Annotated in this window: 20 protein-coding genes and 1 pseudogene; 14 read left to right on the top strand and 7 right to left on the bottom strand. The window is 65.9% G+C overall.

The annotated features are described in order from the left end of the window. Positions 1-2 precede the first annotated feature (2 nt). From AWB83_RS05365 to AWB83_RS05340, 6 genes are read left to right on the top strand one after another with little or no spacing between them, the layout of a single operon-like run. Positions 3-473 carry a chemotaxis protein CheW gene (locus tag AWB83_RS05365; protein ID WP_087043219.1) on the top strand — a complete coding sequence of 157 codons (471 nt, stop codon included), beginning with the start codon at positions 3-5 and terminating at the stop codon, positions 471-473. After that, positions 470-1,792 carry a CheR family methyltransferase gene (locus AWB83_RS05360; protein WP_087043218.1) on the top strand — a complete coding sequence of 441 codons (1,323 nt, stop codon included), beginning with the start codon at positions 470-472 and terminating at the stop codon, positions 1,790-1,792. Before AWB83_RS05365 ends, AWB83_RS05360 begins: the two co-directional genes overlap by 4 nt. Further along, a complete protein-coding gene (locus AWB83_RS05355; RefSeq protein WP_087043217.1) occupies positions 1,792-2,547 on the top strand; it encodes a chemotaxis protein CheW in 756 nt (251 codons plus the stop codon). The genes AWB83_RS05360 and AWB83_RS05355 overlap by 1 nt, the downstream gene beginning before the upstream one ends. After that, on the top strand, positions 2,544-4,850 hold the full coding sequence (locus AWB83_RS05350; protein WP_087043216.1) for a hybrid sensor histidine kinase/response regulator: 2,307 nt from the start codon (positions 2,544-2,546) through the stop codon (positions 4,848-4,850). The genes AWB83_RS05355 and AWB83_RS05350 overlap by 4 nt, the downstream gene beginning before the upstream one ends. A 10-nt stretch (positions 4,851-4,860) precedes the next feature. Next, positions 4,861-5,859: a chemotaxis response regulator protein-glutamate methylesterase gene (locus tag AWB83_RS05345; RefSeq protein ID WP_087043215.1), complete on the top strand. Its 999-nt coding sequence runs from the start codon at positions 4,861-4,863 to the stop codon at positions 5,857-5,859. Between the two features lie 46 nt (positions 5,860-5,905). Further along, positions 5,906-7,015 carry a diguanylate cyclase domain-containing protein gene (locus AWB83_RS05340; RefSeq protein WP_087043214.1) on the top strand — a complete coding sequence of 370 codons (1,110 nt, stop codon included), beginning with the start codon at positions 5,906-5,908 and terminating at the stop codon, positions 7,013-7,015. An 84-nt stretch (positions 7,016-7,099) separates the two neighbouring features. On the opposite strand, the gene AWB83_RS05335 is transcribed toward AWB83_RS05340, so the two are convergent. The 5 genes from AWB83_RS05335 to AWB83_RS36420 all read right to left on the bottom strand — a co-directional run bounded on the left by AWB83_RS05335 (position 7,100) and on the right by AWB83_RS36420 (position 11,386). Next, positions 7,100-7,768: a response regulator transcription factor gene (locus AWB83_RS05335; RefSeq protein WP_087043213.1), complete on the bottom strand. Its 669-nt coding sequence runs from the start codon at positions 7,766-7,768 to the stop codon at positions 7,100-7,102. A gap of 18 nt (positions 7,769-7,786) precedes the next feature. After that, positions 7,787-8,692 (bottom strand): trypsin-like peptidase domain-containing protein, encoded by a 906-nt coding sequence (locus AWB83_RS05330; RefSeq protein ID WP_087043419.1) that lies wholly within the window; start codon positions 8,690-8,692, stop codon positions 7,787-7,789. 346 nt (positions 8,693-9,038) lie between these two features. Continuing rightward, positions 9,039-10,307 carry an RNA polymerase sigma factor gene (locus AWB83_RS05325; RefSeq protein ID WP_087043212.1) on the bottom strand — a complete coding sequence of 423 codons (1,269 nt, stop codon included), beginning with the start codon at positions 10,305-10,307 and terminating at the stop codon, positions 9,039-9,041. Continuing rightward, positions 10,304-10,675, bottom strand: a complete 372-nt coding sequence (locus tag AWB83_RS05320) for a YciI family protein (RefSeq protein ID WP_087043211.1) — start codon at positions 10,673-10,675, stop codon at positions 10,304-10,306. The genes AWB83_RS05325 and AWB83_RS05320 overlap by 4 nt, the downstream gene beginning before the upstream one ends. 459 nt (positions 10,676-11,134) lie before the next feature. After that, a complete protein-coding gene (locus AWB83_RS36420; RefSeq protein WP_159463015.1) occupies positions 11,135-11,386 on the bottom strand; it encodes a hypothetical protein in 252 nt (83 codons plus the stop codon). Between the two features lie 29 nt (positions 11,387-11,415). Between AWB83_RS36420 and AWB83_RS05315 the strand changes: the two genes are divergently transcribed. The 6 genes from AWB83_RS05315 to AWB83_RS05290 all read left to right on the top strand — a co-directional run bounded on the left by AWB83_RS05315 (position 11,416) and on the right by AWB83_RS05290 (position 19,008). Continuing rightward, on the top strand, positions 11,416-12,240 hold the full coding sequence (locus AWB83_RS05315; RefSeq protein ID WP_087043210.1) for a hypothetical protein: 825 nt from the start codon (positions 11,416-11,418) through the stop codon (positions 12,238-12,240). A 151-nt stretch (positions 12,241-12,391) separates the two neighbouring features. Further along, on the top strand, positions 12,392-13,306 hold the full coding sequence (locus AWB83_RS05310) for a LysR substrate-binding domain-containing protein (RefSeq protein WP_087043209.1): 915 nt from the start codon (positions 12,392-12,394) through the stop codon (positions 13,304-13,306). A 183-nt stretch (positions 13,307-13,489) separates the two neighbouring features. Beyond that, positions 13,490-14,785 (top strand): dicarboxylate/amino acid:cation symporter, encoded by a 1,296-nt coding sequence (locus AWB83_RS05305; RefSeq protein WP_087043208.1) that lies wholly within the window; start codon positions 13,490-13,492, stop codon positions 14,783-14,785. Continuing rightward, positions 14,782-16,284: a cysteate racemase gene (gene cuyB, locus AWB83_RS05300; RefSeq protein WP_244197591.1), complete on the top strand. Its 1,503-nt coding sequence runs from the start codon at positions 14,782-14,784 to the stop codon at positions 16,282-16,284. Before AWB83_RS05305 ends, cuyB begins: the two co-directional genes overlap by 4 nt. A gap of 101 nt (positions 16,285-16,385) precedes the next feature. Further along, a complete protein-coding gene (gene aspA / locus AWB83_RS05295) occupies positions 16,386-17,804 on the top strand; it encodes an aspartate ammonia-lyase (RefSeq protein ID WP_087043207.1) in 1,419 nt (472 codons plus the stop codon). A gap of 64 nt (positions 17,805-17,868) precedes the next feature. Beyond that, positions 17,869-19,008 (top strand): asparaginase, encoded by a 1,140-nt coding sequence (locus AWB83_RS05290; protein ID WP_087043206.1) that lies wholly within the window; start codon positions 17,869-17,871, stop codon positions 19,006-19,008. A gap of 193 nt (positions 19,009-19,201) precedes the next feature. On the opposite strand, the gene AWB83_RS05285 is transcribed toward AWB83_RS05290, so the two are convergent. Further along, positions 19,202-20,122, bottom strand: coding sequence for a LysR family transcriptional regulator (locus tag AWB83_RS05285; RefSeq protein WP_087043205.1), 921 nt, complete (start codon positions 20,120-20,122; stop codon positions 19,202-19,204). A 131-nt stretch (positions 20,123-20,253) separates the two neighbouring features. On the opposite strand from AWB83_RS05285, the gene AWB83_RS05280 reads away from it, so the two are divergent. Both AWB83_RS05280 and AWB83_RS05275 read left to right on the top strand, forming a co-directional pair. Next, a complete protein-coding gene (locus AWB83_RS05280; RefSeq protein WP_087043204.1) occupies positions 20,254-21,453 on the top strand; it encodes a M20 aminoacylase family protein in 1,200 nt (399 codons plus the stop codon). After that, a complete protein-coding gene (locus AWB83_RS05275; protein ID WP_208636708.1) occupies positions 21,450-22,760 on the top strand; it encodes an MFS transporter in 1,311 nt (436 codons plus the stop codon). The genes AWB83_RS05280 and AWB83_RS05275 overlap by 4 nt, the downstream gene beginning before the upstream one ends. A 16-nt stretch (positions 22,761-22,776) precedes the next feature. Here the strand turns inward: AWB83_RS05275 and AWB83_RS35985 are convergent. After that, positions 22,777-22,896: pseudogene (locus tag AWB83_RS35985) on the bottom strand (3,4-dihydroxy-2-butanone-4-phosphate synthase); the annotation flags it as partial. Positions 22,897-23,022 lie beyond the last annotated feature (126 nt).

Here is a 23,022-nt window from a genome sequence, read left to right as displayed (position 1 = left end):
CGATGCTCTTTGTCCAGTTCACGCTCGGGTCCGACCGCTATCTGCTCGACAGCGCGCAGGTCGAGCGCATGCTGCCGCTCGCGCCGCTCAAGGCGCTGCCGGGCGCGCCCGCGTGGGTGGCGGGCGTGCTCGACCATGAAGGCGCAAGCGTGCCCGTGATCGATATCGCGGCGCTCGCGCTCGCGCGGCCCTCGCGGGAAAGACTGTCCACCCGGCTCGCGCTCGCCGTGTATCCGCGGCGTGACGGAGATGGCGTCATCACGCATCATCGGCTCGGCCTGCTGCTCGAGCAGGCGACGCGCACCGTCACGTTCGATGCCGCTTCGTTCAGCGATGCCGGCATCGACACGCCGCACGCGCGCTATCTCGGCCCGCTCACGCGCGACGATGCCGGCTTGCTGCAATGGGTGCGCATCGAGCATCTTCTGCCTGAAGACGTGCAGACGCTGCTCTTCGCGGGGAGCGAGGCATGAGCGCGCTGCCGACTTCGTTCACCGATACCGGCCACGGCGAGCCATTCGGCATCGGCCGCTTCATCGAGCTCCTGCATCGCACGATCGGGCTCGATGCCGAATCGATCGGCGCGAATGCGGTGTCGCGCGCAGTGCGCGAGCGCTACGACCTGTGGTGCGACCAACATGGCGGCACGCTCGACGACTATTACCACGCGATCTTGCAGGATCCCGCGCACATGCAGGAGCTGATCGAAGCGGTCGTCGTGCCGGAGACCTGGTTCTTTCGCGATCCCGAGGCGTTCGCCGCGCTCGCGCGTCTTGCGCGTGTTCGTTTGCATGAACGTCCCGCGAAGCCGGTGCGCATACTCAGCGCGCCATGCTCGACGGGCGAGGAAGCCTATTCGATCGCGATGGCGCTGATCGAAGCGGGCATCCCCATCGAGCGCGTCTCGATCGATGCGATCGACGTGAGCGAGCGCGCCCTTGCGATCGCGCGCGGCGCGCATTACGGACGCAATGCGTTCCGTGGACGCGCACTCGGCTTTCGTGACCGCCACTTCCGCGCGGCCGATGGCGGCTGGCAGCTCGATGCCGCCGTCGCGCGATGCGTGCGGTTTTCGCAAGTGAATCTCCTGCAGCTCGACACACACGCGTTCGAGTGCTTCGATTTCATCCTGTGCCGCAACGTGCTGATCTATTTCGATCGCGACACGCAATGCGCCGTGCTAAGTGTGCTCGATGGATTGCTGGCCGAAGGCGGCACTTTGTTCGTCGGACCGGCGGAGACCGGGCTCTTGATGCGCGAAGGCATGAGCTCCGCGAACATTCCGCTTGCGTTCGCGTTCAAGCGTCCGGAGCGCCAGAGCGCGAATGTCTTCAGCGGCGCGTGGCCGAGCGTGCCCGCGGTCGTCGCGCCGAAGCCTCCGAGCGCGAGCGCGTTCATGCTGCCGGCATGGGCGAGCGCGCCGCTCGTGCGTCCTGCGCCGCCGGTCACGAAGCCGGTTGAAAAAAAGCCCACGCAGCCCGAGCCAACGGACAGCCTCGCACGCGCACGCGTACTGGCCGATGCCGGCCGGCTCGACGCGGCCGCCGACGCAGCACGCGCGTATCTGAACACGCATCCATCGAACGCGGACGCCTACTACCTGCTCGGCGTGATCGCCGATGCGCGCGGCGAGCATCACGAATCGCGCGGGCATTACCGTCGCGCGCTCTATCTCGATCCCGCACATCGCGAGGCGCTCACGCATCTCGCCGCGCGGCTCACCCTCGACGGCGATGAAAGCGCTGCACGCCTGCTCATCGCGCGCGCCGAGCGCGTTGCCCGGAGCACGTGATGAACGCCCGCACGCCCGCTCCATTCGACGCCATTCGCGCAACCGATATCGACGATTGCTGGAACCGCATCGGCGTGCGCGGCGATGCGTCGTGCCCGAAGCTCGAGCACTACGTGCATTGCCGCAATTGCCCGGTGCACGATCAGGCGGCGTCGCGCGTGCTCGACCGCGTGGAAGCGCGCACGTCGATCGAGCGGACGGGCGTCGCATCATCGAACATTGCCCGCAGCGACGATGAAGCCGACACGCTCTCCTGCCTCGTATTCCGCATCGGCGGCGAGTGGCTGGGCTTGCCGACGACATTCTGCGCGCAGGTCGCGCAACTGCGTCCGGTGCACTCCCTGCCGCATCGCCGGCATCGCGCGGTGCTGGGTGTAGTGAACGTGCGCGGCAGGCTGATCGTGTGCGCATCGCTCGCGCGGCTCTTCGGCATCGAAGGCAGTGACGGCGGCGTGAAAGCGGTGTCCGGCAATCAAGCCGTCGATGCGCGCGAACTCGGGCGTCTGCTCGTCGTTCAACGCGCGGAAAGCCGCGATCATCACGGTAACGGCGATCGCGAAGGTCCGATCGCGTTTCCCGTCGATGCCGTCGACGGCGTGCATCGCTTCTCGCGCCCGCGACTTCAGCCCGTGCCCGCGACGCTCGCGCAGCGGCTTGCATCGCACGCGCACGCGGTCAGCGATTTCAAGGGCGCGACCGTCGGCCTGCTCGACGCCGAGCGTCTGATCGACAGCCTGAACCGGAGCCTCACATGACGAGCATCGATCCGGGCCGGCTCTCGCTGATCGAACTCTTCCAGGAGGAAGCGCGCGGGCAGGCGCAGATTCTTTCCGATGGCCTCATCGCGCTCGAGCGCTCGCCGCGCGATCCCGTTACGCTCGAAGCGAGCATGCGCGCCGCGCATTCACTGAAGGGCGCGGCGCGCGTCGTCGGCGTGCCGGTCGGCGTGACGCTCGCGCATGTGATGGAGGACTGCTTCGTCGCGGCGCAGGAAGGGCGCGTCGTGCTCGACGCGGGTTATATCGACATGCTGCTGCGCGGCGTCGACCTGATCTTGCAGATCGGGCAGGCGCGCAACATCGATGCGCAAACGGTGCTCGAGCGCGAAGTGGATGCGTTCGTCGATGGGCTCAATGCGCGTCTCGCGGGAACGGGTGCGGCATTTGAAGTGGCAAAGATCGCGCCGCAGGACGATGCCTTCGCTCTCTCACAGGAACTTATGCTGGCGAAACCGCCGGTCGAGGAGCCGGAGCCGGCGGCACCCGAACCTGCACCCGCGCCGGCGCCTTCGCGCACGAACGACGCCCGCATGCTGCGCGTGCGCGCCGACACGCTCGACCGGCTGCTGAGCCATTCAGGTGAATCGCTGGTCGAATCGCGCTGGCTGAAGCCGTTCTCGCAATCGATGCTACGCGTGAAGCGCATCCAGCACGATGCGAGCCGTGCACTGGAGCGCCTGAACGAAACGCTCGGCGAGACGCAGGCTGCTCAACTCGACACACGCGCCCATGCCGCGCTAGACGAAGTGCGCCGTCTCACGGCGGAGGCGCATCGCCAACTGAGCGAGCGTCTCGCCGACCTGGAAAACTTCGACCGCCGCTCGACGTACCTCGCGCAACAGATCTACGACGAAGCGCTCGCGTGCCGCATGCGTCCCTTCGTCGATGCGACGGGCGGCTTCGCGCGCATGGTGCGTGATGTCGCGCGCGCGCTCGGCAAGGACGTGCGCCTCGTCATCGCGGGCGAGACGACGCAGGTGGACCGCGACATCCTCGATCTGCTCGACGCGCCGCTCGGTCATCTGCTGCGCAACGCGATCGATCACGGCATCGAGGCGTCCGCGCTCAGGCGCGCGCTCGGCAAGCCCGAAGTCGGCACGATCACGCTCGAAGCGCGTCATAGCGCGGGCTCGCTGTTCATCAGCGTGTCCGACGACGGCGCGGGCGTCGATATCGACGCGCTGCGCCGCGCGGTCGTGCGCAAGCATCTGGCGAGCGGCGAGACCGCCGCGCGCCTCACCGAAGCCGAGCTGCTCGAATTCCTCTTCCTGCCCGGCTTCTCGATGCGCGATGCCGTCACCGATGTATCGGGCCGCGGCGTCGGCCTCGATGCCGTGCAGGACGTCGTGCGGCAAGTACGCGGCAGCGCGCGCGTGACGCAGGAAGCGCACGCGGGCACGCGCTTCACCTTGCAACTGCCGCTCACGCTGTCGGTGATTCGCAGTCTGATCGTCGAGGTGGCGGGCGAGCCTTATGGTCTGCCGCTCGCGCATGTCGCGCGGACGCTGGTGCTGCCCGCGAGCGCCATCGACATGCTCGAAGGCCAGCAGCATTTCTCGTTCGACGGCAGGCGCGTCGGTCTCGTCACCGCGCATCAGATCTTGCAGACCGCCCCATTCGAAGCCGCGGGCGATGCGCTCAACGTCGTCGTGATCGGGCAGGGCGCGGGAAGCTACGGCGTCGTCGTGGACCGCTTCCTCGGCGAGCGCATGCTCGTCGTGCAGCCGCTCGACAAGCGACTCGGCAAGGTCCGCAACATCGCGGCGGGCGCGCTCATGGAAAACGGCGACCCGCTGCTCATCGCCGATCTCGACGACTGGCTGCGCTCGGTCGAAAAGCTCGTCAGCAGCGGTGAGCTCGGGCCTGTCGGCGCGGGCGCGTCGCGCGTGAGCGTGGCGAGCCCGAAGCGCGTGCTCGTCGTCGACGATTCGCTCACCGTGCGCGAGCTCGAACGCAAGCTGCTCGCATCGCGCGGCTACGACGTATCGGTTGCGATCGACGGCATGGACGGCTGGAACGCGGTGCGTGGCGCGGACTTCGATCTCGTCATCACCGATATCGATATGCCGCGTCTCGACGGCATCGAGCTCGTCACGTTGATCAAGCGCGACGCGCAGTTGTCCGGCCTGCCTGTGATGATCGTGTCGTACAAGGATCGCGCCGAGGACCGCCAGCGTGGTCTCGATGCGGGCGCGGACTATTACCTCGCGAAAGGCAGTTTCCAGGATCAGGCGCTCATCGACGCGGTACGCGACCTGATCGGCGAGGCAAAGTCATGAAGGGGACGCGATGAAAATCGGCATCGTCAACGATGTGCCGCTTGCAGTCGAGGCGTTGCGGCGCGCGCTCGCGGCGCGGCGCGACTTCGAGATCGCGTGGGTGGCGCACGACGGCCGGCAGGCCATCGACTATTGCGCGGCTCACACGCCGGATATCGTGCTGATGGATCTCGTGATGCCGAACATCGATGGCGTGCAGGCATCGCGGACCATCATGGCGCGTTCGCCGTGCGCGATCCTCGTCGTCACGGTGGATGTCGGCGCGAATGCGTGGCGCGTCTATGAAGCGATGGGCGCGGGCGCGCTCGATGCCGTCGACACGCCCGCGCTCGCCGGCGCCGATGCGCGTCGCGGCGCGGCGGCGCTTATCGCGAAGATCGATCAGATCGGCGCGCGGCTCGCGTCTTCGGGCGTTTCACCTTCCAGCGTTTCGATCGCGCAGAAGAGCAATACACGGCTCGTCGCGATCGGCGCATCGGCGGGTGGACCGGCCGCGCTCGCGACGCTGCTCGGCGCACTGCCGAAGGACTTCGTGGCGGCCACCGTCATCGTTCAGCACGTGGACCGCGCGTTCGCCGAGGGCATGGCGCAATGGCTGAACGCGCAATCGGCGCTGCCCGTGCGCATCGCGCGCCAAGGCGACAGGCCCGCGCCGGGCGAAGTGCTGCTCGCCGCGACCAACGATCATCTGCATTTCGCCGATGCCGCGCACTTGGGCTACACCGCGCATCCCGAACAACTGCCTTACCGGCCTTCCGTCGACGTGTTCTTTCAGAGCCTGACCGAACGCTGGACGGGCCGCGCCGTGGGCGTGCTGCTGACGGGCATGGGCCGCGATGGCGCGATCGGACTGAAGGCAATGCGCGCGAAGGGCTATCACACGATCGCCCAGGACGAAGCGACAAGCGCGGTCTATGGCATGCCGAAGGCTGCCGCGGCGCTCAATGCGGCGGTGTCGATCCTGCCGCTGCCGCGCATCGCGGATGCGCTTGCCAACGCGTTCGACTGACATTGCAACGATCAACCGACAAGAAATCGATACAGGACACACGTTCATGAAACTTCCTCATCCCGATCCGCTGGCCGAGCGTGCGAAACGGGCGGCGGCCGCGAGCAGCGAACGCACGGGCTCGCGCGCGATGGCGGACGAGCGCGCAGTGTCCGACCTGCTCGCGGCCGCGCTGAACGCGCCGCCTGCGGCGGAACTGCCGGTGATGGTGCTGCTCGTGGACGACCAGGCGATCATCGCGGAAGCGCTGCGCCGCGCGCTCGCGGAAGAGTCCAATGTCGATCTGCATTACTGCGCCGATCCGGAAGACGCGCTGCACACCGCGCAGGAAACGCGCCCGACGGTCATTCTGCAGGACCTCGTGATGCCCGGCGTGGATGGTCTTACGCTCGTGCGCCAGTACCGCGAGCATCCGGCGACGCGTGACATCCCGATCATCGTGCTGTCGACGAAGGAAGAGCCGCGGATCAAGAGCGCGGCCTTCGCGGCGGGTGCGAACGACTATCTTGTGAAGCTGCCGGACACGATCGAGCTGGTCGCGCGCGTGCGCTATCACTCGCGTTCGTATCAGAACCTGCTGCAGCGCGACGAGGCGTATCGCGCGCTGCGTCAATCGCAGCAGAAGCTGCTCGAAACGAATCTGGAGTTGCAACGGCTGACGCATTCGGATGGTCTCACGAGCTTGTCGAACCGCCGCCATCTCGACGACTATCTGAATGCGGAATGGCGACGCGCATTGCGCGATCATGCGGTCATCGGTTTTCTGATGATCGATGTCGACAACTTCAAGTCCTATAACGATACGTACGGTCACGTCGCGGGCGACGATGTGCTCAAGCTCGTCGCGCATACCATCGAGACGAGCCTCGGCGGCCCCACGGATCTGGCCGCGCGCTTTGGCGGAGAGGAATTTGCCGTGGTGCTGCCGTCGACGTCCGCGCCCGGGCTGCGGCTGCTCGGCGAGAAAATTCGCATCGCGGTGGAAGCGCTCGACATGCCGCACGCGGGTTCGGCGAGCGGGCGCGTGACGATCAGCGTGGGCGGCACGACGCAAATTCCCGCGCACAATGAGGCGCCCAAGAAAATGGTGGAGGCGGCGGACCTCGCGCTTTATCGCGCTAAACGCGATGGTCGGAATCGCGTGGTCATTGGATGATCGGACACATCACGGGCGTCTTCTTTGGGCCGACGATGGAAGTCGGGCGACGACTCGGTTGCCGACCATGTTTGCGTACACACGCTAAACCATGATGAATCCGTGCCGCATGCCGAGCATCACCGCTTCGGTGCGGTTGGCCGCGCCCAGCTTGCCAAAAATGGACGCGAGGTGGAATTTCACGGTGTTGCCCGAGATGTCGAGTTGACGCGCGATCTCCTTGTTGCCGAGTCCGTCGGCAAGCATCGTCAGTACTTCGATCTCGCGTGACGTCAGGGCTTCCAGTGGCGCGCCGGATACCGCCTGCCGCGACGGTTTCCGTCCGGCCTGCAGCCTGGCGAGGATGTCGGGCGGCAATACGCAAAGGCCCGCGGCCACGGCTTCGATCGACATGACGATTTCGCCCGGCATCGCGTTGCGCGGCAGGATCGCCATCGCATCGCCCGGCAAGGCGTCAAGGGGCCAGTCGCTGTCCGTGTCGTCGATCAGCAGGACGAGCGCAGGCGGCGAGTGCGCGAGGTCGAATGCCGTCTTGGGCGCGTCGCTCGCGTCTGGCTCCATGTCGATCACGACCACATCCGGCACCGAACCGGCGAGGCCATCGGCGAGCATCTCGGCGTCGGCTGCGCTACCCGCGAACCCGAGTGCCGGGCTAGCCTCGACAAGCGCCTGCAGGCTTGCGCGCACATGCGGCGATTCCGCAATCACCGCAACCCGCACCGGCGCCATGTGTGCCTTCTGTCCACCCGACATTTCACCGCTTCCCGGACTTTACCGGCATGAATTCCGCTGGGGGCGTTCGCTGACGGTTACCGAACACTCGTGGCGTTGGCCGCCCCGGATCGACGCGATCTTCAACTGCTGTCCAATGCTTGCGGAAGCGAGCGCCATGTGCACGTCGTCCATGTCGCTGCAAGGCCTGCCGTCCAGTTCGATCAGCACATCGCCGATGAGCACGCCTGCCTGCTCCGCGGGGCCGCCCGGCGCGAGCGAATTGATCAGCAATCCGCGACTGGAAGGCAGGTTCATTTCCTTGATCCACGCATCCAACAAGGTTACCTGCTGCGTGCCGACGCCGAGGTAGCCTCGTGAAACGCGCCCGTTGGCGAGCAGCTCGCCGGTGACGCGCTCCACGGTCATCCCGGGAATCAGCATCCCGGCACCGCGCGCAAGCGCCGATGTGCAGATGCCCATGACCTGTCCGCGCACATCCGCGAGGGCCGCTCCGGAGAAGCCTGGGTGCAGACCGCCGTCCAGTCGCACGAACGCATCGACTTGTCCGCCCCTCCAGGTGCGCCAAGGGCCGCCCGTGCTGCCGATCACGCCAAAATCGGCACCGGCGCCGAACCCGTCCGCCCGTGCGACGGCGAGCACGAGATGACCTGGCTTGAGTGAGCGAGCATCGCCACACTCGACCGGATCCAGGTCCACACCGTCCAGTTTCAGCGCGGCGAGGTCGGTGCCCGTATCCCGGCCCGCGAGGACTGCGGTGACCGTACGGCCTTCAGGCAGCGTGACTTCGATCCCGTCCTCACGTCTGATCGTATGTGCCGCCGTGACGACGACGCCATGTCGCCAGATTACCCCACTTGACGGAATGCGATGCCGGCCGTGCACCGCTACGACGCTCTGTCCGACCCGCTCGACGATTCCTGCCAGATTGTCCGAGAGATCCAGCAAAGGATTTGCGCCCGAGGATGTGATTCCCATATCAAGTCTCCTGCCCAGTTGCGACACGATTTGCTCGTGCCTCGCGCCGTCGATTGCGCACGCACCTTTTACGGGCGGCGCGGCGACGACGGGTTCAGGATGACAGAACGGCAGCGGGTGAACACCACCCGAACGGGTAGCCGGGTGGCTGCATTGCGGCTAGTCGCCGTTGCAATCGGCGACCGGACCGCGCGCGAATCGTGAAACCTTTTGGCGCGCCGGAGATACGCGGTATGCATTGGCGACGACGCGCATATCGCAGTATTCGCGGCCCCGCTCGGACGACTCGGATCGCAACGGATGACGCACGATGCTAGCTGCTCGCCGATGACAGCTCGATGCGCTTGCGCTGCAGGAACCGGCGCACGGCCGGATCACGCTCCAGGCCGATCGCGAGATCGTACGCGCCGAGTGCTTCGCCCGTCGCGCCGGCACGCGCGAGCAGATCGGCGCGCGCGGCCCAGTACGGCTGGTAGTCGGCCAGCCGCGGATCGTCCGCATATAGGGCGAGGGCGTCGAGCGCCGCCTGCGGGCCGTCGCGTTCCGCCAGCGCGAGCGCGCGGTTCACCGCGACCACCGGCGACGCTGCAATCACGAGCAGCGCATCGTAAAGCTGCACGATCTCGTCCCAGTTCGGGAGATGCGTCCGGCAGCGGTGCACGTGCGCCGCCTGCAGCGCGGCCTCGAGCTGAAAGCGTCCGATTGCGTTGAACGTGTTCGCGCGAAGCAGCAGTGCGCTGGCTGCGTCGATCATCGGGGCGTCCCATGTCGCCGGGTCTTGAGCCGACAGCGGCACGTAGTCGCCAGCCGCATCGCGTCGCGCATCGCGCCGCGATTGCGCATACAACATCAGCGCGAGCAGACCCAGCGTCTCCGGCTCCTCGGGCAGCAGCTCGACGAGCAGTTGTGCAAGAAACAGCGCCTCGCCGGCGAGATCGCGCCGCTCGGTATCGCCGCCGACCGGGTCGGTCCACCCTTCGGCATACGCCGCATAGACCGCTTCCAGCACCGCAGCTAGCCGGCCGGGCAACTCCTCGCGCTCGGGCACGCTGAACGGAATGCCCGCTTCGCGGATCTTGTTCTTCGCCCGCACGAGGCGCTTGCTCATCGCGGCGGGCGACATCAGGAACGCGGACGCAATCGTCCTTGCTCCGAGCCCCAGCACCACCTGCAGCATCAGCGGCGTGCGAATCGCGGCCTCGAGCGCAGGGTGCGTGCACGCGAACAGCAGCGCAAGCCGCCGGTCGGGCAACGCGCCTGCTTCACGCTCGTCGATCTCGTCGGCGAGGATCGCGAGCTGATTCGTCACTTCGTCGCCGACACGGCGATGACGCGCGCCATCGATCGCCCGGCGGCGTGCAACCGTCATCAGCCACGCTTCGGGATTCGCGGGGCAGCCGTGCTTCGGCCAGTCCGCGAGCGCGGCCGAAAACGCGTCGGCCAGCGCGTCCTCGGCCGCGGCGACGTCGCGCGTGCGCATCGCCAGCAGCGCGACGAGCTTGCCATAGCTGCGGCGAGCAACCGCCTCGGCAATCGAATGCGCGGCGCCGTCAGCGTCGCGGTCGCCGCCGGACGGACTCATGCAGCGGATGGCGCGTCGTAGGGGGCGGTCCACACCGGGCGCACTTCCATGAGGCCGTGCGCCGCGCCGGGACAGCGCGACGCCCACGCGATCGCCGCGTCGAGATTGGGCACGTCGATCAGGTAGTAGCCGGCGAGCTGCTCCTTCGAATCGGAATACGGTCCGTCAAGCACCTGCGGCTTGCCGTCGACGAGCCGCACCGTAGTGGCCGTGCTCGTGTGCTGCAGCCGGTTGGCGCCAATCAGCGCCTCCGCTTTTTTCAACGATTCGGTGTACGCCTGATATGCGGCAACCCCTTGCTGCCGCTCGCTGTCGGTCATCTGGTTCCAGCGGTTTTCTTCCGAATAGATCATCAATAGATATTGCATATGAGCCTCCGTCATGGGGTTGAGGCGGGTGAATTACATCCGGGCCGCCATCACAATGACGCCCGGGCCGCATGCCGACAGACAGGCGGCGACAAAAAAATCGCCGACGGCGCACCTGCGTTATTTCCTTGCCTCCGACGAGCACCCTGCGCGCAGTACGTCCGCCGGCGAACAGCGGCCTCGCGTCGTCACGGTTTTCCAGAGTATGTACGAAGGTACACCACTATCGACGCTCGCACGGATGTGCGCGTGCCTTGGTCGAGGGAATAGAAGTAGTCGGCGGCGTTGCCCGAAAACTGAACACGCTGACGCGAGCGCGTCACGACCGGTATCAGGCCTCGACATTTGTCGTTTAACGAATCAAAAAAAATACGTAGGATGGCGAAATTAACGAGCTATCGTGAATTTTCAATATCGGGATTGACGCTGGTCCGCGGGGGCCGATGTTAGACTGAGGGCTCAATTTGGTCTCGTCGCCATCGCGATGAAGACAACCCTTCCATGTCGAATCGAGCGGCTGCCAGTCGCTTCGAGCGCATTTTTCAGGTCTGACGTATTCGTTCGCGTCTTCACACCAGGAGGAGATTTTAACGGTGGGCGATCAAACCACTCGTGACCCGATTTTTCCGGCAACCTGCACGCGCTGCGGCGGCAGAGAATCAAGGCCGGTTTCTTTTTGTCCCAATTGCGGCGCGCCTGCGCGTGTTGCATTCGATCCTGGACCGACCAGGAGGCCCGGTATGGCGCCGCCGGGCGCAGCGGGCGGACGTGCCGACGTGCCGCATGACAAGCCGCTGTGGCCATTGCGGCCGGCGCCTTCTTTCGCGTCGAACGACTCCGTTTATCCATATGACGAGATGCGTCCGCCATCGGCCCGCGGTGCCGGTCGTCGGGGCGTGAAAAAAATGCACGCGGTGCTGACGCTGCTGGCGGCCGTCGTGCTTGTCGGCGGAGCGGTACTTTTGCATTGGTATGACGATGCCGACACCCGCGAGCAGCGCGCGACATCGATTGCCGCGCAAGGCACTGTGGCGTCGAATGACATGAGTCAGCCCAACCAGGCCGCGACCACGCCACAGGGTCCGATTGCCCAGGGCACGGAAGCGACGCAAGGATCGACCACTCCGAAAAGCCCTCAGAATGAAGACGCACTGTCACCGTCCTCGACGTCGGGTGACAAGGGATATGGAGACAAGCATCACAGGCTGATAGCGCTTGCGCTTGCGCGAGCGCACGACGGCCTCGAGAGAAACGACTTGCATACGGCTCGGTCAGGAATCTATTGGGCGCTTTCGCTGCAGTCGGACAACCGCGAGGCGCTCCTGCTGAAGCAGGATTTGCTCTCGCGGGAAAGGGCGCGTGATGCGGCATTGAAGGCGGCACGCAGTTGCGTCGGGCAGGAACGCCGGCAGTGCGTTTGGCAAAACGCCAGTCATGCGCTGTCGATCGATTCGAGCAGCGCCGGAGCGAAAGCCCTCGTCGGGCACTCGGTCGTCGATTCCGGCAAGGCTTCGAAGCCGCTGGGCCTCGCGCCTTCGCAGCCGGATGAACCAAGGCTGCAGTAGTTGCGCACGATGCGCAGCACAAGCGGCATCAGATTGACGCTGCGCACGGCCAACGCACGGCCGCCCGGCGCCGCGATTCCTCGCGCGGCGAGCGTAGAATTCCGGGCGCGTGGCGGCGAGCCGGTTCGTCGCCGGACCGGAGGCGTGGCACATGGAAATCAAGTGGATCGAGGACTTCATCGCGCTCGCCCGATATCAGAGCTTCTCGCGCGCGGCTGAATTCCGTAACGTCACGCAGTCCGGCTTCAGCAGGCGAATCCAGTCGCTCGAGCAATGGGTCGGCGCCGACCTCGTCGACCGCAGCGGTTTTCCGCCGACGCTGACGCCAGCGGGACAATTGTTCCGCGATGCGGCCGAGGATATCCTCGACAAGCTGTTCGATACGCGCGCCATCATCCGCACCGAGCAGCGGATCGCGGGCAAGAGCCTGCAGATCGCGGCCGGCCACACCATCGCGCTCAACTTCCTGCCCGCCTGGCTGCGGGCGCTGGCCGATCATGTCGGCGAAGTGCGCGCGCGGGTGATTCCGGCGAACGTGCACGATTCGATTCTCATGCTCGTCAACGGCAACTGCGACCTGATGTTCGCCTATCACCATCCGCAACTGCCGCTCCATCTCGACCCGGCGAAATACGAGTGCGTGACCGTGGGTGTCGACACGTTCATGCCGGTCTGCCGCCCCAACCAGCGGCTCGCGCCGGCATACCGGCTGCCCGGCGCGATCGATCGTCCGATGCCGTTCATCTCGTACACGGAGACGAGCTACTTCGGGCGCTGCTTTGCGCTCCTGATGGAGCAGACGAAGGCATCGCCCGCCTTGCGCCTGCATTACGAATCCGACATGGCGGAGGTCGTGAAGAAGCTCGTTCTGGAAGGCGAGGGCGTGGCATGGGTGCCGAAGAGTTCGATCGTCGCCGAGCTCGATGCTGGCGAACTGGTCCCCGCCGGGCGGTCCGAATGGCAACTGGCCCTCGAGTTGCGCGTGTACCGCGACCTCACGAATCGCAGCGAACTGCTCGATACGCTCTGGCGCCACCTTCGGGCCTCGTCCGGCCCCGCCGAATAGGGTTATCCCGCGCTATGCGAAAATTGCATAGCCATATGCAGCACTGGCATTCACGTTTTTTCTGCCTTCCCTAAGATTCCGTCCTGACACAAATGCGGCGCTTCGATCTTCGGCGCGCCTGCCATTCCCGAGCGCACGCCGGTCATGACCGACCGTTCGTGCGCCATCCCTGGACGGAGACACATGAAGAATCGACTCACCCTCTTTATCCTCGCCGGCATGGTGCTCGGCGTGGTTGTCGGCTACGTTTGTCACCGCACGGCCGCGGATGCCGCGCATGCCAAGGAAATCGCCAGCTACTTCTCCATCGTCACGGATATCTTTCTGCGGCTCGTGAAGATGATCATCGCGCCGCTCGTGTTCGCCACGCTGGTCTCCGGGCTTGCCGGCATGGAAGGCACGAGCGACGTGCGCAGGATCGGACTGCGCTCCATCGCGTGGTTCCTGTGCGCGTCGCTGTTCTCGCTTGCGCTCGGACTTGTCCTCGCGAACCTGCTGCAACCGGGCGCCGGATTGCACATGACGCAGACGAGCGCCGACGTGGCGACGGGTCTCAACACCGCCGGCCTGAACTTCAAGGACTTCGTGACGCACGCGTTCCCGACCAGCCTCCTCGATGCGATGGCGCGCAACGACATCCTCCAGATTCTCGTCTTCTCCGTGCTGTTCGGGATCGTGCTCAGCGTGATCAAGCCGGACCCGCGCGTCGCGCCGCTGATCGCCGGCGTCGAAGGGCTCGTGCCCGCCATGCTGAAGCTGACCGACTATGTGATGCGCCTCGCGCCGCTCGGTGTCTTCGGCGCGCTCGCATCGGCCGTCACGGTGCACGGACTCGACGTGCTCACCACATACGGCAAGCTCGTCGCGAGCTTCTATGCAGGGCTCGCGCTTCTGTGGGCCGCGCTGATCTTCGCGGGGTACGCGGTGCTCGGCAAGCCGATCTGGACCTTGCTCAAGTCGATTCGCGAGCCCGCGATGCTCGCCTTCTCCACCGCCAGCAGCGAGGCGGCATATCCGCGCCTGACCGAGAAGCTGGAGGAATTCGGCGTCGACAAGAAAGTGGTCGGCTTCACGCTGCCGCTCGGTTATGCGTTCAATCTCGACGGCTCGATGATGTATCAGGCGTTCGCGGCGATCTTCATCGCGCAGGCGTTCGGCATCGACATGCCCATCGGCACGCAGATTGTGATGCTGCTCGTGCTGATGGTGAGCAGCAAGGGCATGGCCGGCGTTGCGCGCGGATCGGTGGTGGTGGTAGCGGCCGTGGCGCCGATGTTCCATCTGCCGCCATCGGGTGTCGTGCTGGTGCTCGCGATTGACCAGATTCTCGACATGGGTCGCACGGCGACCAACGTGATCGGCAACAGCATCGCGACGGCGGCCATCGCGAAGTGGGAAGGCAAGCGCGTCGCACGGCAGGAACGCCGCGCGGCAATGGCCACGCCTTCGTTCGGCCAACTGGAAGGCGAGACGAAATGAGCGGCGCCACGGACGGCACGGAGACGATGGGCGCGCGCAAGTTCGGCGTGGTGGGCGGCCTCGGTCCGCTCGCGAGCGCGGATGTGTTCTTCAAGCTGATCAAATCGACGCCCGCCACGCGCGACGCGGAGCACTTCGACGCGATCTTCGAGCAGCAGCCGTTTCGCAGCGCGGATGCGGACAGCGAGACGCTGACCCAGCGCAAGCTGTATATCTTCGACCTCATCAGCAGCTTCGAGAAGCGCGGAGTCACCACGGTCGTGCTGCCTTGCTTTCTCAGCCACACCTTCATCGACGAGCTGAAGGCCAACTCGACGCTGCAGATCGTGGACATGGTCGAAGCGGTCCGCAGCCATGTGCGCAGGAAGTTTCCGTCGGTTCGCCGCGTGGGCGTGCTCGCGTCGGCCTACACGCGGCGCCGGCAGTTGTTCGAGAAGTACTTCGCGGCGCCCGAGTTCGAGGTGATCCACCCGCGCACGAGCGATGGCGTCGATCTCGTCACCGAAGCCGTCTATGGCGCGGATGGCGTGAAGAGCGGCAACCTGCGCGGCCGGCCCGTCGAGCTGCTGCGCGCGGCGTGCGAGGACCTCATCGCGCAGGGTGCCAACATCATCGTGCCGGGGCTCACGGAGATCGCGCTGATCGCCGACGAACTGGGCGCATTGCGCGTGCCGCTCGTGGATTCGAATCTCGCTTACGCGCAGTACGTCGTGTCCGGCCAGTACCGCTCGCCGGAGACCATCTTCAAGGTCGGCGTGGTGGGCGGCGTCGGGCCCGCGGCGACGGTCGATTTCATTCACAAGATCGTGCGCGCCACGCCCGCGACGCGCGACCAGGACCATATCAAGCTGCTCGTCGAGCAGAATCCGCAGATTCCGGATCGCACGGAGAACCTGATCGGCAACGGATCCGATCCGACCATCTCGCTCTATGCGACCTGCAAGAAGCTCGAGGCGGGCGGCGCGGATCTCATCGCGATTCCCTGCAACACGGCCCATGCTTTCGTGGAGCGCATTCAGCCGCATCTCGGTATACCCATCGTGAACATGCTGACAGTCACGGTGCGCCATCTGCGCGAGACGTTTCCGTCGCTGCGCGCGGTGGGCGTGCTCGCGACGTCGGGCACGATCGCGAGCGGCGTCTATGAGCGGGCGCTCGAAGCGCAAGGCTTGCGCCAGGTCGTCCCCGGCCCCGCTTCGCAGGCGCGCGTGATGGACGCGATCTACGGCAGGGCAGGCGTGAAAGCCGGATTCACGACCGGACGATGTCAGGAAGACATCGCCGCCGCGATCGACGGGCTCATCGCCGAGGGCGTCGAGGTCGTCATCCTCGGCTGCACGGAGCTGCCGCTTCTGCTGCGCGAGGCGCATGTCGTCGGCGCGAACGGCGCGCGCGTGAGCGTGGTCGATCCGACCGACGTGCTCGCGAAGCAATGCGTCGCCTATGCGACATCGGCGACATCGGCGACATCGCCGCCCGGACCCGACCGAATCACTTAACCCAACCCGACCCAACCCAACCGACCACGACGACGGACCTGTATACGACGTGTGCAGGGCGGCCCCGTTCGCCTGTCGCATCCGGAACCTGAGAGGAAAACATGCTTGCACCAACCGAACGTATCGAACATGACCTGCTCGGCGATCTCGCCGTGCCCGCGACCGCCTATTACGGCGTGCACACGCTGCGCGCGCTGGAAAACTTCCCCATCACGGGCATTCCCATCTCCTTCTATCCGAATCTCGTGAACGCGCTGGCGAGCGTGAAGGAAGCCGCGGCGCTCGCGAACCATGATCTCGGGCTCCTGAGCGAAGTCAAGATGCAGGCCATCGTGCAGGCGTGCAGGCAGGTGCGCTCGGGCACCGCGCACGAGCACTTCGTCGTCGACGTGATCCAGGGCGGCGCGGGCACGTCGACCAACATGAACGCGAACGAGGTCATCGCCAATCTCGCGCTCGAGCACCTCGGGCATCAGCGCGGCGAATACGGCGTGCTGCATCCGAACGAGGACGTCAATCTCGGCCAGAGCACCAACGACGTCTATCCGACCGCGCTCAAGATCGCCACCTACGCGGGAATCATGCAACTGGTCGAAGCGATGGGCGTGCTGCGCGCTTCGTTCGAACGCAAGGCGCAGGAGTTCGCCGGCGACCTGAAGATGGGCCGCACGCAGCTTCAGGACGCCGTGCCGATGACGCTCGGCCAGGAGTTCAGCACGTTCGCGGTGATGCTCGGCGAAGATCAGGAACGGCTCACGGAAGCGGCCCGGCTGATCTGCGAGATCAATCTCGGCGCGACCGCGATCGGCACGGGCATCAACACGCATCCGGAATACGCGCAGCTCGCGTGCAAGCACTTGAGCGAAGTGACCGGCATCGCGCTCACCACGTCGCCGAATCTCGTCGAGGCGACGCAGGATGTCGGCTCGTTCGTGCAGCTTTCCGGCGTGCTCAAGCGCGTCGCGGTCAAGCTCTCCAAGACCTGTAACGATCTTCGACTGCTTTCGAGCGGTCCGCGCGCGGGCCTCGGCGAAATCAACCTGCCGCCCGTGCAGGCGGGCTCCAGCATCATGCCCGGCAAGGTGAATCCGGTGATTCCGGAGGTCGTCAACCAGATCGCGTTCGAAGTCATCGGCAACGACGTGACGGTGAGCTTCGCCGCCGAGGCGGGGCAGCTTCAGCTCAACGCGTTCGAACCGATCATCGCGCACAGCCTGTTCAAGAGCGTCGCGCACCTGCGGGCGGGGTGCCTCACGCTCGCCTCGAAATGCGTCGACGGCATCACCGCGAATCGCGAGCGGCTGCGAGCGATCGTGGAGAACTCGATCGGCATCGTGACCGCGCTCAATCCGTACATCGGCTACACCCACTCCACGGAAGTCGCGAAGGAAGCGCTCGTGTCCGGCAGGAGCGTGGCGGAGATCGTCGTCGAGAAGGGGCTGTTGAGCCAGACACAGCTCGACGAAATCCTGCAGCCCGCCATGCTGACGCAGCCGCGACGCATTGCATCGGCGGCCTGAAGGTCCTTTTCACGAAGCGCCGCGTTTCCACGCGCGGCGCTCGAATCATTCGAGGAAACTGCAAATGAACACCCATACCATCATTCGAAGCACGATGCGGCTTTCTCTCTCGGCCGCACTGCTCGTCGCGGGACTAGTCGGCGGCGCGAGCGCCTGGGCCGCCGATGCAGCGTCGCAGCAAGCGGGCGCCGCCATCGCATCCACGCCCGCGCCCGGCCTGCCGCGGATTCTCGTGCTGGCAACCGGCGGCACCATCTCCGGAACGGCCGATCCGCGCTCGGCGATCGGCTACAACTCAGGCAACGTGAAGGGTCAGGAGCTGGTGCGCGGCGTGCCCGGCATCGAAAAGCTCGCGAGCATCAGCGCGGAGCAGATCTCGAACGTCGGCTCGCAGGACATGAACGACAAGATCTGGTTCCAGCTCGCGCGGCGCATTCAGGAGGCTTTCGATCGTAACGAGGCGGACGGCGTCGTGATCACGCACGGCACCGATACGATCGAGGAAACGGCCTTCTTCCTGCACAACGTCCTGCGCACGAACAAGCCGGTGGTGCTGGTCGGCTCGATGCGCCCCGGCGGGACGACGAGCGCCGACGGCCCGAACAACCTTTACGAGGCCGTCGAAGTGGCGGCGAGCGCGCAGTCGCGCGACCGTGGCGTGATGGTCGTGATGAACGACCAGATTCACGCGCCGCGCTGGATCACCAAGACGAATACGACGGCGGTTCAGGCGTTCGCGTCGCCGAATGCGGGCGCGATCGGTTACGTCGATCCCGCGAGCGTGCGGTTCGTCACGCCCGCGCTGCAACCGGCGCGCGAGGCGTTGAGCCTGCCTGCGAACGATCAATTGCCGCGTGTCGATATCGTGTACGCCCATAGCAACATGGATGGACGCCAGATCGACCACGCGATCGCCGACGGCGCGAAGGGCATCGTGGTGGCGGGCGAGGGCGATGGCGACGCCTCGAAGGAAGCGCTCGCCGCGCTCGACCGGGCGGTGAAGAAGGGCATCGTCGTGGTTCGCTCGACGCGCGTGGTGTCGGGATTCGTGAACCGGAACGTCGAGGTGGACGATGACAAGCGCGGATTCGTGGTATCGCTCGACCTGAATCCGCAGAAGGCCCGCCTGCTCACGCAGTTGCTCGTCGTGAACGGGGTGACGGATCCGGCGAAGGTGCAGCAGGCTTTCAGCGGCACGTGGTGACGGTCCGAGGCGGCGCGGCCGGCGATGACCGGCCGCGCTCGCGTTGCCGACGCGAGCGAAGGGCGGGCGTCGCGCGGACAACCGGACCGGTTATCCAAGCGTCGGCACGCCAATCACACAACCGGGCATCGAACCGGTATGCATCGCGCTGTCTCCGAAGTCTCTCGTCCGATAGGTGCCGGTCGCGTCGTCATCAGGTCTTCGCCGCGAGGAAACTCTGCGCGAGCTGCTTCCACAAGTGATCCGCGGCCGGCGACAAACGGCGGCCCACGCGCGTCATCATCTGGCTCGCGAATCCCGTCGCGATCGGATGATCGATCGGCACCGCGACCAGCTCGCCCAGGTCGATGCCGCGCCGTGCCGTGATCGACGACATGAACGCCACGCCCAGTCCCGCCGCCGCGAGCGTCTGCGCCGTGTTGAACAGATCGACGCGATACGCCGGAATGACATTCAGCCGGACGTCGTCGAGCAGCGACTGCACGAAATGCTGCACGCCGAACGCTTCCGTCATGAAGATGAGCCGCTCGCTCGCCAGCTCGGCCGGCGGCACCTTGGTCATCGACGCGAAACGATGCGTCGGCGCCACCACCGCGCACAGCGGCCGCGCGGCGAACGGATGGATGCGCATCGCGGGATCATCGGCGGAGCGGGCGCACAGACCGATATCGACGACGTCGTCGCGCACGAGCGAGAGCACCACGGGCGTCGGGCCGGAGCGGATTTCGACGAGGATGTCGGGGTAGGTCATCGAAAAGCGCTGCAGCGCCCGCGCGATCAGGTTGCCGATGAATCCCTCGCCGACGCCGAGCGCCACGCGCCCGCGCCGCAAGTGACGGTACTCCTCCAGACGCGCGGCCAGATCGCGCTGGCGCCGCTGCCCGTCGTGATAGTGGTCGATCAGCAACCGACCGATTTCCGTCACGACCACATGCCGCCCGCGCCGCTCGATCAGCGGAAAGCGCAGCCGCCGCTCCAGCGCAGCCACCTGCCGGCTGATCACCGAGGGATTCACGCCGAGCGTTTCCGCCGCCATGCGCACGCCGCCCCTCGCCGCGATCTCGGCGAGATAGCGGAGCGACCGCTCGCCGATGTCGTCCATCCAGTCGCGCATTCGTGACCTGACTCGTTTGATTGTTGACCAAAAGGCAACATTTTAGATGCGCTCGAGTCATCGGTCGATTTTTTCGTCGGTGCAATACTCCGTGTTATTCAGCGCACCCATAAAAGGAGGAGCCCCACGCCATGAGCGAAACGCACGAAACCCGTTATTGCGAAGTCACCGATCTCACCGACGCAAGACCGCAGCTCGACGAAATCCGTCACCACATTCACCAGCATCCTGAGTTGTCGTACGAGGAAGCGGCGACGTCGCGCTTCGTCGCCGAAAAGCTCGAGGCATGGGGTTACGACGTGACGCGCAATATCGGCGGTCACGGGCTCGTCGCGTCGCTCAAGGCGGGGACGAGCACGCGCTCGGTCGGCGTGCGCGCCGACATGGACGCGCTGCCGATTCAGGAGCAGACCGGTCTCAGCTACGCGAGCGTTCACGACGGCAAGATGCACGCGTGCGGCCACGACGGCCACACGACCGTACTGCTCGGCGCGGCGCAGCAGCTCGCGAAGACGCGCAACTTCGACGGCACCGTGCACCTGATCTTCCAGCCCGCCGAGGAAGCGGGCGCGGACAGCGGCGCGGAGCGCATGATCGCCGATGGCCTCTTCGAGCGTTTTCCGTGTCAGGCGATTTTCGGGCTGCACAATCATCCGGGCGTGCCAGTCGGCACGTTCGGCTTTCGCGCGGGCCCGCTGATGGCCGCATGCGATACGGTCAAGGTGCGCATCGTCGGACGTGGCGGGCATGCGGCGCGTCCTCATCTGGCCGTCGATCCGGTCCTGGTCGGCAGCAGCATCGTGATGGCGCTGCAGTCCGTGGTGTCGCGCAACATCGATCCGAACGAAGCGGCCGTCGTCACCGTCGGCTCGTTCCGCTCGGGCCACGCGGCGAATGTGATTCCGGAAGACGCCTTGCTCGAAATGAGCGTGCGCTCGTTTTCGCCGACGGTGCGCGAGACGCTGGAAAACCGCATCCGCGCGCTGATCGCGTCGCAGGCACAGGCGTATGGCGCGACCGTCGAGATCGACTTCATTCGCGGCTATCCGGTGCTCGTCAACAGCGCCGCCGAAACCGAGTTCGCGCGCCAGATCGCGGAAGAGCTCGTCGGTCCGGAGCACGTGATCGCGCCGTTTCCGCCGATCGCGGGCAGCGAGGATTTCGCGTATTACCTGCAGAAGGTCCCCGGCTGCTTCGTGCGCCTCGGCAATGGCGAAGGCCGCCCGATGCTGCATAACGCCCGCTACGACTTCAACGACGACAACCTGACCATCGGCGCGGCTTTCTGGACGCGTCTTGTCGAACGCTTCCTGACGAAGGAGCGCGCATGAGCGCCACGACGCAAACCCTTTCCCGCCCGGCCGCCGATGCGGCGCAGATGACGCCCGGGCAGCAGCGCAAGATCGTGTTCGCGGCGGTCATCGGCAATCTGCTCGAATTCTTCGACTTCACCGTCTACAGCTATTTCGCGCTGACGATCGGCCGCCAGTTCTTTCCGTCGGACGATCCGATCACGTCGTCGCTGCTCGCGTTCGCGGTGTTCGCGGTCGGCTTCGTGATGCGCCCGCTCGGCGGCTTCGTGCTCGGCCGCTACGCCGACCGCGCCGGCCGCAAGCCCGCGCTCACGCTCACCATTTTGCTGATGGCGGTCGGCTCGGTGGCCATCGGCCTCGCGCCGACCTATGCGCAGATCGGGCTGGCGGCGCCGGTGCTGATCGTCGTGGCGCGGCTCGTGCAGGGCTTCGCGCAGGGCGGTGAATTCGGCGCGGCGACCGCGACCTTGCTGGAAATGGGCGGCGCCAAAAGCCGTGGCTTTCGCGCGAGCTGGCAACTGGCGAGCCAGGGCGCCGCGGCGCTGCTCGGCTCAAGTATCGCGGCGAGCCTCGGGTTCCTGCTGTCGGATGAGACCATGCACAGCTGGGGCTGGCGCATCCCGTTCCTGCTGGGCACGCTCATCGCGCCGGTCGGCATTTATCTGCGCCGGCACATCCGCGAGGAAGCGCCCGCCGCGAAAGCGGTCGCGACCCGCGACGATCCGAAGCGCGGTCTCTACGTGCGCAACTGGTTCCTGACGATCTTCGCGATCATGGGCATGTCGGTGTCGACGTACGTGATGATGTACTACATGCCGACGTACTGCATCCAGTACCTGCATCTGCCGTCGAAGATGTCGATGCTCGCGGGCGTCGCGTCCAGCGTCATCTCGCTCGTGATGTGCCCGATCTACGGCGCGTGGTCCGATCGCATGCGACGCCGCAAGCCGTTGACGGTGATCGGCCGCATCGCGTTGATCGTGCTGCTGTATCCGGCGTTCTGGGTGATGACGCATTTTCCGACGCTGCCAGTCGTGCTGGCCTCGCTCATCGTGCTGATGCTCTGCTACACGATGGGCTCCGCGCCCGCCTATGCGCTGATGCCCGAGAACTTCCCCAAGCATCTGCGCGCGGGCTACATGTCGAGCGCGTATGCGATCGCGGTGTCGGTGTTCGGCGGCACGGCGCAGCTCGTCGCGGGCTGGCTGATCCGCGCGACGGGCAGCAAGATGGCGCCTGCGTGGTACATGATCGGCTGCGTGCTGATCTCGCTGATCGCGGTGTCGATGTTCGAGGAAACGGGCGGCAAGGCGCTCGACGACTGATGCGGTGCCGCGGGCGGCGTGCAGGCCGGTCAACGGCAGGCTGCACGAGATCGTTCGGCCGGGCGACCGCGCGCACGGCGGTGCGGATTGTGTGCGCGCGGTCGACGGCCGAGATGCCGGTCGTAACGCCTTCGGCCTCCGGATGACGAAAGCTTCATGCCTGGTGAATCTCCCGATGACGCCGATTGAGACACGGCTTAATCTTGGCGGCCGGCTGAATCGAACCCTGACCAGGTCGCTCGATTCCTGCTAGTCTCGGACA

Origin of the sequence: Caballeronia ptereochthonis (assembly GCF_001545075.1) — a bacterium.
GTDB lineage: Bacteria > Pseudomonadota > Gammaproteobacteria > Burkholderiales > Burkholderiaceae > Caballeronia > Caballeronia ptereochthonis.
This window is presented reverse-complemented; position numbering and strand designations above follow the sequence as displayed.